The sequence below is a fragment of the Limnohabitans sp. genome (assembly GCF_017848645.1).
In the GTDB taxonomy this organism is placed as follows: Bacteria; Pseudomonadota; Gammaproteobacteria; order Burkholderiales; family Burkholderiaceae_C; genus Limnohabitans_A.
Genome location: NZ_JAFEIF010000009.1, coordinates 1 through 10,340 on the forward strand (window position 1 = coordinate 1; position 10,340 = coordinate 10,340).

At 62.6% G+C, this 10,340-nt stretch carries 9 protein-coding genes; 3 read left to right on the forward strand and 6 right to left on the reverse strand.

Features of this window, described 5'->3' with window-relative positions; translation table 11 throughout:
- The 4 genes from QZ190_RS02860 to QZ190_RS02875 all read right to left on the reverse strand — a co-directional run.
- Positions 1–657: ABC transporter permease (locus QZ190_RS02860; protein WP_291913271.1), on the reverse strand; the 657-nt coding region annotated here is incomplete at its 3' end.
- Complete coding sequence (locus tag QZ190_RS02865) at positions 657–1,730, reverse strand: ABC transporter permease (RefSeq protein ID WP_291913273.1); 1,074 nt, start codon at positions 1,728–1,730, stop codon at positions 657–659. The genes QZ190_RS02865 and QZ190_RS02860, both read right to left, overlap by 1 nt.
- Positions 1,717–3,276, reverse strand: coding sequence for an ABC transporter ATP-binding protein (locus QZ190_RS02870; RefSeq protein WP_291913275.1), 1,560 nt, complete (start codon positions 3,274–3,276; stop codon positions 1,717–1,719). The genes QZ190_RS02865 and QZ190_RS02870 overlap by 14 nt, the downstream gene beginning before the upstream one ends.
- A complete protein-coding gene (locus tag QZ190_RS02875; RefSeq protein ID WP_291913277.1) occupies positions 3,273–4,235 on the reverse strand; it encodes a LysR family transcriptional regulator in 963 nt (320 codons plus the stop codon). The genes QZ190_RS02870 and QZ190_RS02875 overlap by 4 nt, the downstream gene beginning before the upstream one ends.
- A gap of 350 nt (positions 4,236–4,585) precedes the next feature.
- Here QZ190_RS02875 and QZ190_RS02880 point away from each other — a divergent pair, with 350 nt between their 5' ends.
- The gene (locus tag QZ190_RS02880; protein ID WP_291913279.1) at positions 4,586–5,611 is read left to right on the forward strand and encodes a UPF0149 family protein; all 1,026 of its coding nucleotides are present in this window, start codon (positions 4,586–4,588) and stop codon (positions 5,609–5,611) included.
- A gap of 5 nt (positions 5,612–5,616) precedes the next feature.
- On the opposite strand, the gene QZ190_RS02885 is transcribed toward QZ190_RS02880, so the two are convergent.
- Together QZ190_RS02885 and QZ190_RS02890 are read right to left on the reverse strand one after the other, a co-directional pair.
- Complete coding sequence (locus QZ190_RS02885) at positions 5,617–6,075, reverse strand: putative toxin-antitoxin system toxin component, PIN family (protein WP_291913281.1); 459 nt, start codon at positions 6,073–6,075, stop codon at positions 5,617–5,619.
- The gene (locus QZ190_RS02890) at positions 6,059–6,322 is read right to left on the reverse strand and encodes a type II toxin-antitoxin system Phd/YefM family antitoxin (RefSeq protein ID WP_053175087.1); all 264 of its coding nucleotides are present in this window, start codon (positions 6,320–6,322) and stop codon (positions 6,059–6,061) included. The genes QZ190_RS02885 and QZ190_RS02890 overlap by 17 nt, the downstream gene beginning before the upstream one ends.
- Before the next feature lie 298 nt (positions 6,323–6,620).
- Here QZ190_RS02890 and xdhA point away from each other — a divergent pair, with 298 nt between their 5' ends.
- Both xdhA and xdhB read left to right on the forward strand, forming a co-directional pair.
- Complete coding sequence (gene xdhA / locus QZ190_RS02895) at positions 6,621–8,105, forward strand: xanthine dehydrogenase small subunit (RefSeq protein WP_291913285.1); 1,485 nt, start codon at positions 6,621–6,623, stop codon at positions 8,103–8,105.
- Positions 8,102–10,340: xanthine dehydrogenase molybdopterin binding subunit (xdhB, locus tag QZ190_RS02900; protein WP_291913288.1), on the forward strand; the 2,239-nt coding region annotated here is incomplete at its 3' end. The genes xdhA and xdhB, both read left to right, overlap by 4 nt.

Sequence of the window (10,340 nt, forward strand, 5' to 3'; positions counted from 1 at the left end):
CGCCACCATGCCCTCGACCCACAGCGGGGTATAGATCACCGAGATGTAAGCCCCAGCCAGACCGCACAAAGCGCCCCCGGCCACCGCCGCCGCCAGGCGGATGCGACGCACCGGGTAGCCCAATGCGTGCGCCGATGCGGGCGATTCACCCACGGCGCGCAGCACCAAACCGGTGCGGCTGCGGTACAAAAACCAGATCAGGGCCAGCACCAGCAGCATGGCCAGGTACACCAGCGGATGCTGTTTGAACAAGGCGGGGCCCAGCAAGGGGATATCGGACAGGCCGGGAATCTCGAACTGTGGCCGCTCGGGCAACTTTTCTTTCACATAGCCAATGCCCACAAAAGCCGAAAAACCCACGCCAAACAGGCTCAGCGCCAGCCCTGTGGCGTACTGGTTGGTGTTCAGCCAAATCACCAGCACCCCAAAAATAGCGGCCAGCAACGCCCCGGCGCCCATGCCCGCCGCAAAGCCCAGCCAATCGTTGCCGGTGTGCACCACGGCGGCAAAGCCTGCGATGGCCGCACACAGCATCATGCCCTCTGCCCCCAGGTTCACCACGCCGGCTTTTTCATTGATCAGCAAACCCAAAGCGGCAATGGCCAGCACCGTCCCCGCGTTCAGGGTCGCGGCGATCAGCAATGCATACGACTCCATCACACACTCCCCATTTTCTTGGCCACCCAGCGCAGGCGGTAAGCCACCAGCGTGTCACACGCCAGCAGGCAAAACAACAACAAACCCTGGAACACGCCCGTGATCGACTTGGGCAGGCCCAGGCGCGATTGCGCGAGTTCGCCGCCAATGTAGAACATGCTCATCAGCACCGCCGACAACACCATGCCCGCCGGGTGCAAGCGCCCGACAAAGGCCACGATGATCGCGGCAAAGCCGTAGCCCGCAGGCACATAAGGCGTCAGCTGCCCGATGGGCCCAGCCACCTCCAAAGCGCCCGCCAAACCCGCTGCGCCGCCCGAGACCAAGAGCGCCACCCACAGCGCCTTGCGCGAAGAAAAGCCTGCGTAGCGCGCCGCATCGGGGGCCAGACCGCCCACTTGTTGGGCAAAGCCCGCCCGGGTGCGGAACAAAAACACCCACAGCAAGCCTGCGCCCACCAGTGCCAAGAGCAAGCCCACGCTCACACGCGAGCCCGTCATCAAACGCGGGATCTGCGTGACCGTCTCGAAAGTTTTGGACTGCGGAAAATTGAATCCGGCTGGGTCTTTCCAGGGTCCATAAACCAGATAGCTCAGCACCATATCGGCCACGTACACCAGCATCAGGCTGACCAGAATCTCACTGGCGTTGAAGCGGTCGCGCAGCAGCGCCGTGATGCCCGCCCACAGCATGCCACCCAGCACACCCGCCAAGAGCACGGCCAACACGATCCAGCGGCCCGTGTCCTTGTCCGCCAGCAGCGCCACGCCCGCCGCACACACGGCACCGATGACAAACTGCCCTTCGGCCCCGATGTTCCAGACGTTGGAACGGAAACACACCGACAAGCCCAAGGCGATCACCAGAAGCGGTGTGGCCTTGACCATCAACTCACCCAGGGCATAGCCGGTTTTGACGGGCTCCCAGAAAAACATTTGCAATCCGCGCACCGGGTCTTTGCCCAGCGCCATGAACAGCGCCACACCCAACAGCACCGTGAGCACCAGCGCCAGCAGGGGCGAGGCATAAGTCCACAGGCGCGAAGCCTGGGGACGGGGTTCAAGCCGCAGCATGTTGGACTCCTTGTTGGGCAGGCGCGGCAGAAGCGGCATCGGGCCACAAGCCGCTCATCCACTCGCCAATGCGCTCTACCGTGGCCTCGGTCCGCGCCACCGGAGGCGACAAGCGCCCCTTGGCGATCACATGCAATCGGTCAGACAACTCGAACAATTCTTCCAGCTCCTCACTCACCACCAGCACCGCACAACCCGCGTCGCGCAGCGCCAAAATCTCGGCGCGAATTTGCGCCGCCGCGCCCACGTCCACGCCCCAGGTGGGTTGCGACACGATCAGCAGCTTGGGCGCCGCGCTGATTTCGCGCCCCACAATGAACTTTTGCAAATTGCCGCCCGACAGCGACTGCGCTGCCGCATCCGGCCCGGAGGCCTTGACTTTGAAGCGGTCGATGATGCTGCGCGCTTGGTCGGCCAATGCCCCCATGCGCACCCAGCCGCCCGCACCCACGGCCTCGCTGCGGGTCAGCAGCAGGTTTTGCGACAGGCTCAACGACGGCACAGCGCCCCGACCCAGGCGCTCCTCGGGCACAAAATGCAGGCCCATTTGCCTGCGCGGCACCGGCCCCAAAGACGCGACCGGCTGACCGGCCAGGCTCACACTGGCCGCGCCGCACTGCACGCCCGCCCGGGTGTCTTCACCCGACAAAGCCCACATCAACTCTTTCTGGCCATTGCCCGACACGCCGGCCAACCCCACCACCTCGCCCGCACGCACCTGCAGGCTGATGCTGTCCAGGTCCACGCCAAACGGGTCTTGCCGAGTGAGGCTCAGGCCTTTGACCGACAAGACCACCTCGCCCGGCGAACGCGCCACATGCTGCAAAGCCGGGGGCTCCGCGCCAATCATCAAGCGGCTGAGCGAAGCGTTCGTTTCTTCACGCGGGTCGCACACGCCCGTGAGCTTGCCGCCGCGCAGCACCGTGCAGGCACTGCACAACGCCCGGATTTCGTGCAGCTTGTGCGAGATGTACAAAATACTGACGCCCTGACTGACCAATTTGTGCAGCACCACAAACAACTTCTCCACCGCCTGCGGCGTCAGCACCGAAGTCGGCTCATCCAAAATCAAGAGCTTGGGCTCGGTCAACAAGGCGCGGATGATCTCCACCCGCTGCATCTCCCCCACGCTCAGGGTGTGCACCGGGCGCTCAGGCTCCAGGTCCAGGCCGTATTCGCTGGCCTTGGCCACAATGCGCTCGGTCACCTCGGCCAGGCTGAGCGACTTGTCCAGCCCCAGCCAGACGTTTTCGGCCACCGTGAGTGTGTCAAACAGGCTGAAGTGCTGGAACACCATGCTGATGCCCAGCTTGCGCGCTTCCTGCGGGTTACGGATCTGCACGGGCTGGCCGTTGAACACCACCTGGCCCTCATCGGGCTTGACCGAGCCGTAGATGATTTTCATCAGGGTGGACTTGCCCGCGCCGTTTTCGCCCAGCACGGCATGGGCCTGGCCGGGCATCACGGTCAGCGACACGTCCTGGTTGGCCACCACGCCCGGGTAGCGCTTGGTGATGCCTTGCAAAGACAGAAGGGGTGTGGTCATGTCGGATTCAAAGGGTTCGGATGAGGTAACTGGGCCGCGCTGATTTTCACCTGTTCGCGCAGCCACCGGGCCGCTGCCGAAGCATGGCTGCGCTCATGCCAAAGTTGGTAATAAACCATCTTGGGAAAGACAACCGGACAGGGCAGCAAGCTCAAGCCGCGCTGCGCATCGGGGCCTTGTAAAAAGCGCTGGCAATACTGGCGGCCCGTGGTCAACACAAGCAAGCTCGATGCCACCATGCGCGGCATCAAGCCAAAGTGGGCGCAACGCGCCGAAATGTTGCGCACCAGCCCCAACTGGTCCAGGTGCTCGTCAATCACACCGCGCCAACCCGGGTAAGCGGCAGTGGGTGCGATGTGGTCGCAGGCCAGCCAGTCGTCCTGCGTCCAGCCCCGGCGCACCGCCGGGTGCTTGCTGCTGACCAGGCAGGCCACCTCGTCTTCAAAGAGCTGGGCGCGGTGCAGTTCTTCGCTGGGCTGGGCCCAGTTGCCAATCACCACGTCGATCAGGCCCTGGCCGAGTTCGTGCGCATATTGGGCTTGGGCCGACAGGGCATGCACCTCGACCCGGCAGTGAGGCGCCAACGACTTGACGCGGGCCATGACGGACGGCAGGAACAAAGGGTCCAGCGTGTCGCTGGCTGCGATGCGAAAAGTCTCGCGGGCCTCAGCCGGGTCAAACGACCGGGCTGGAGAGAACAGGCTTTCGGCCGATTGCAAAATCTGCGACACCGGCCCCAACATCTGCAGGCCCACATCGGTGGGCACCATGCCGGTGCCCGAGCGCACCAAAATCGGGTCGCCCGTCAGCTCGCGCAGGCGTTTGAGCGCCACCGACACGGCCGGTTGCTGCTGGCCCAGGCGCATGGCGGTTTTGGAGACACTGCGTTCGATGAGCAAGGTGTGAAGGGTCCGAATGAGTTGGAGGTCGATCTTGTCGAAAAGATGCGGCTGCTTCATATCGGAATCCAGATGATCGTTATGGCTGGGCGCAGGCTCTTTTCAGGGTTAACCCCGAAACTTTTAAATGCCATACGTGCTAATGAACCGATCACGCCCATGCCTTTGTCTCTGTGTTTTCTCTGTGCTGGTCTGCCCCGTGGTCAACCCGGAACTTTGATGGAATGCAGGCGAATGTAACACCAGCGATTGTTACGAATCTAAACTTAAAAATGGGCTTGACCGCTTGCCATCGAATCGCCATGGCTTGACGCGATGCGCTTGAAGATCCAAGCCAGCGGACGATACCTGCCAAAAATTCTGACTGGCCCCTCACACCATTTGGCAGCGTTCCTCCTATGATCTGCCGCATGACCGAAGACATCGAAAACATCCACTCCCCGCTGTCGCAGACCTACAGCGCTGACGGCCACAGCTTGCGCATCCAGATCTACCGCAGCCCCGACAGCTTGTGGCTGCTTGAAGTGGTGGACGAAAGTGGCACCTCCACCGTGTGGGATGACCTGTTTGAAACGGACAAGCAAGCGCTGGAAGAAGCCTTCATGGCCATTGAGTCCGAAGGCATTGACAGCTTCATCAGCAAGGCCCACAAGGAGGCCAAGGCCGCAGAACCGGAGATGCTGAAAGCACTGGCACAGGGAAAAATTCAACCCACAGCCCACGAAGTGCAAGACATGATGGCGCCACTGTCCGACGCGGAGCTTGAAGAACTCGATCGGTTCTTGCTTTATGGCGTGGACAACGACGAAGCCATGACGCTGGACAGACTGGACGGGTATTTGCACGCCATCGCCATTGGGCCGCAAACCATCATGCCCAGTCAGTGGCTGCCCAAAGTCTGGGGCGAAGACAGCGCCATGATGCCGCCCACGGACAACATGGAGCAGCTCAACCACATCATGGGCCTGGTCATGCGGCACTACAACAGCATCATTTCTGGATTTGAGCAAAAGCCACCATTTGTGGTGCCCTACTGGGACACTTACGAATACAACATCGGCGAGTTTGAGAATGCGGAAGGCTGGGCCTACGGTTTTACAGAAGGCGTGGCGCTGAACCGCGCCGCATGGAAGCCCTTGTTTGACACCGCGCAAGGCCAGCAGTGGTACAGGCCCATTGGCTTGCTGGGTGAAGAGGCATTTTCTGCCGAACAGGACGAGCTGACCAAAACACCCCCGCAGCGCGAAAAACTGGCCCAGCAAATTGAAAACAGCTTGGTCAACATCCACGCCTTTTGGCTGCCGCTGCGCCAGGCCATATACGAGCGCGAAACGTCCCAACGCTTGCGCACCAAGGTCGGCCGCAACGAGCCCTGCCCTTGCGGCAGTGGCAAGAAGTTCAAAAAATGCTGTGGCTCAGCGGCTGAGTTGCATTGACCGTTTCACGATTTCCAGGGTGAGGCCCCAGATCCGACATGCCCTTCAAAAACCAATGACTTGAAGTGGGTCAACTGAAGGATTTGAGTACCGCGAAAAGGGTGCATTTCAAGCAAATGCACATCACTTGAGACCAAGTAATCCGCCTGAGCCGCCACGGCCAATTCCAGGAACTTGTTGTCCTTGGGGTCGCGGCATTCGGTGATCGAGGAAAGGGGATCCACCCACATCACGGCTTCGCGGAAAAGTCGGACCCACACCATCCGTTGATCAAGAGGTCGCCAGGCGTTGAATTTTTCTCTGGCGAGCACGGCGACCAACTCGTTGAAAGTGTCCGCCGAGACAAAGACATCATGCTCCAACACGGCGCGGCGCAAAATTTGTGCAGGCTCTCGGTCTGGATTCAAGCAAGCGGGAATGAGCGAACTCGTGTCAAAAACGATTCTTTTACGGACGGAGCTCATGGACGAGTTCGTTCAGCTGTTCGGGTGTGAGCTCAGGGGCCTCTGGGCTGGCAGAAGGCATGGCATCCATGAATTGAACCCATTGCCGAGCCTTGTAATCGCGCAGGGCTTCAGTGGCCATGGCATAGGGAAGAATCATCATGGTGGGCGTGCCGTATTGGGTCACAGCCACAGGCTCACCACCTTTGACGATGTTGGCAATCGATCCGAATCGGTTTTGAACTTCTGCAGATGAAAGGGTTTTCATGGTCACATCCTGGACATGTTAGCTAACATGGACATCTTAGGGGACTTGTACAAGAAGTCAAGCCGGATGAAACAACATAAGGGTGGGTCCAGCCAAATTGACAAGCACTTTCAGTGAGGCACCTGCTCAGGCAGAAAAACACATGGCGTAAGCACACACTCAACACCCCGTCGTTTATGGCGAGCGACGGGCGGCAAGCGACAGAAACCATGCTTGCAGTCCCATATGGGGTATCTCAAATTTTGCATATCACCCATAGGGCTTTGGACTAGCATGAAGCACGCCTTAGACGATGCCCATGAAACCAACTCTTCACCCTGTTACCGAAGCCCCCCTGCGCTTTTGGCACCGCAACGCGGTGGTTGAGCGCCATCACGTTCCCCCAGACCGCACCCTGCTGGACCTGCTGCGCGAGGACCTGCGCCTGACGGCCACCAAAGAGGGCTGCGCCGCTGGTGACTGCGGAGCCTGCACCGTGGTGGTGGCAGAGACCGTGAACGGGCTGTTGCAGTACCGCGCTGTCAACAGCTGTATCAAACCGGCACAGTCAATCGACGGCCTGGCGCTGTGGACCGCTGCCGACTTGGCTCGACCTGACGGCACGCTGCACCCGGTGCAGCAAGCCATGGTCGAGTGCCACGGCTCGCAATGCGGCTTTTGCACACCGGGTTTTGTGATGAGCTTGTTTGCGCTCTACCAGCGCACCGTGGCGCAAGGCCAGGCCGTAGACAGCCACCGCGCCCATGAAGCTTTGTCGGGCAACCTGTGCCGCTGCACCGGCTACCGGCCCATCGTGCAGGCCGCGTGCAGCTTGCAGGCCGATGCCGCGCAGGCCGTGGATGAACAGCCCATCGTGGCGGCGCTGCAAAAGCTCGCGGCCATCGAAAAAACCGGCGGCGCTTACCTGCGCCCCAGCAACCTGAGCGCTTTGCTGCAAGCCCGCGCCCAACACCCCCAAGCACAGCTGATCGCAGGGGCGACGGATGCCGGGCTGTGGATCACCCAAGGCCTGCGCCGCCTGCCGCAGATCATCGACCTGACGCGCGTGGCCGAGCTGCGCCGGGTGGAGCGTTACCCGCAGCACATCGCGATTGGTGCGGCCGTCAATTTGCAAGACGCGTTTGAGGCGCTGGCCGTCGATCGGCCGGTGATCGCGCCCTTTGGCGAACGCTTTGCGGGCTGGCCGGTGCGCCAGTCGGGCACGCTGGGCGGCAACGTGGCCAACGGCTCGCCGATCGGCGACAGCATGCCGCTCTTGATCGCGCTAGGCGCGCAGGTGGTACTGATGGCCTGGCGCAACATCAAAGGAAAGGGCCGCACCGTGCACCGCCATGTGCCGCTGGACCGCTTTTACACCGGCTACCGCCAAAGCCTGCTGGCCCCGGACGAGGTGCTGGCCTGGGTGGTGGTGCCCCGCCCTGCCCCCGGCGAATGGCTGGGCGCTTACAAGGTGTCCAAGCGGCAAGAGGACGACATCTCGGCAGTGTGCCTGGCGGTGCAACTGCATGTGCAAGATGGGCACATCACCGCAGCACGCATCGGTGCGGGCGGCGTGGCCGCCACGCCCGCACGCGCCGTGAAGACCGAGGCCACGCTCATCGGCCAGCCGTGGAACGAAGCCACTTTAGCAACGGCACAACAAGCCATCGCACAAGAGTTTTCACCACTCAGCGATTTGCGTGCCAGCGCCGATTACCGCCGCCAGATTCTGGGCCAACTGCTGCGCCGCGCTTGGCTGGAGAGCACCGGGCACAGCACCATTCGACTGGAGGCACTCGCATGAACACGCCATCCAACACAACCAGCAGCAGCACCCACCGCTTCCACGAAAGCGCCACCGCGCAGGTGCAAGGCCGCGCCAGCTACATCGACGATCTGCCGCTGATCGAAGGCACGCTGCACGCCGCGCCGCTGATGAGCCCCTTGGCCAACGCCCAACTGATCGCCATGAACCTGGAGGCGGTGCTGGCCGCGCCCGGCGTGGTGGGCACGGTCACCGCGCAAGACATCCCGGGTGACCCGCTGCTGGCCACCTTTGTGCACGACGAGCCCATTTTTGCCGGGCCGCAGCTCATGCACGTGGGACAGGTCATGGGCTTGGTGCTGGGCCACAGCCACACCCAAGCGCGGCAGGCCGCCCGCCACCTGCGGCTGCAAACCACACAAGAACCGCCCCTGCTGCACGCCCGCGAGGCCCTGCAAGCGGGCAGCTTTGTGCTGCCGCAGGTCACGGTGCAGCGCGGCGATGCGGCGCAGGGGCTGGCGCAAGCGCCGCACCGCTTGCAAGGCTCGCTGGAGATCGGCGGGCAAGAGCACTTTTATTTGGAAAGCCAGATCGCTTACGCGATTCCGCAAGACAACGGCCACTGGCTGATCCACAGCGGCACGCAGCACCCGGGCGAGGTGCAGCACTGGGTGGCGCACGCGCTGCACATCCCGCTGTCGCAGGTGCGGGTGGTGTGCCGGCGCATGGGCGGTGGGTTTGGCGGTAAAGAGACGCAGGCCGGGCATTTGGCCGTGTGGGCGGCGCTGGCCGCGCACAAGTTTGGCCGGCCCGTGAAGCTGCGGCTGGACCGGGGCGACGACATCCTGATCACCGGCAAGCGCCACCCCTTCAGCCACGACTGGCAAGTGGGCTTTGATGCGCGTGGCCGCGTGCTGGGGCTCGATTCGGTGCAGCTGGTGCATTGCGGCCACAGCGCCGACCTGAGCGGCCCGGTGGCCGACCGCGCGATCTTCCACACCGATAACGCTTACTTTTTAAGCGACCTGCACATCACCTCTCATCGCTGCAAAACCCACACCCAAAGCCACACCGCGTTCCGCGGTTTTGGTGGGCCACAGGGCGTGCTGCTGATCGAAACCGTGATGGGCGACATTGCCCGTCACCTCGGCGTGGACGCGCTCGATGTGCGACTGGCCAACCTGTATGGCGTGGATGAACGCAACACCACGCCCTACGGTATGAAGGTCGAAGACAACATCCTGCACCCGCTGATGACACAGCTGGCCGAGCAGTGCGACTACCGCGTCCGCCGCCGCGCCATCAGCGACTGGAACGCCCAGAACACGGTCATCAAAAAAGGCCTGGCGCTCACGCCAGTCAAGTTCGGCATCAGCTTCACCGCCACGCAATTCAACCAAGCGGGAGCGGTGGTCTCGGTCTACACAGACGGCAGCGTGAGGGTGAACCACGGCGGCACCGAAATGGGCCAGGGCCTGCACACCAAGGTGTGTGGACTGGTGGCCCGTGTGTTGGGCTTACCCGCCACACAGGTGCAAGCCAGCGCCAGCGACACCGACCAAGTGGCCAACGCCAGCGCCACGGCGGCGTCCAGCGGCACCGACCTCAATGGCCGCGCCGCCGAAAACGCCGCCTTGCAGGTGCGCCAGAACATCGCGGGCTGCATCGCCAAAGCCGATGCCTGCTCGGCAGACGACGTGCGTTTTGAAGGCGGCCAAGTCATCAGCCCCACGCGCCAGCGCAGCTTCACCGAGGCTGTGCAACACGCCTATGGCCAGCGGGTGCAGCTGTGGAGCGACGGCTTTTACGCCACGCCCAAAATCCACTACGACCGCACCACCCTGAGCGGGCGGCCGTTTTTTTACTTCGCCTACGGCGCGGCCTGCAGCGAAGTGGCCATCGACACACTAACCGGCGAATACCGCGTGCTGCGCACCGACATCCTGCACGACGTGGGCCATTCGCTGCACCCCGAGATCGACATCGGCCAGATCGAAGGCGGTTTTGCACAAGGCCTGGGCTGGCTCACCACCGAAGAGTTGGTCTGGAACGCCAAGGGCGAGCTGCTCACCAAAGGCGCGAGCACTTACAAGATCCCCACCGCCGCCGACATGCCCGCGCAGCTCAACATCGATTTGTGGCACGAGGCCAACCGCGAGGACACTGTGGGCGGCAGCAAAGCCGTGGGCGAGCCGCCCTTCATGCTGGCCATCAGCGTGTTTGAAGCGATGCGCGATGCCATCGGCGCCACTCGCCCCGGCCACGCCCCCATCC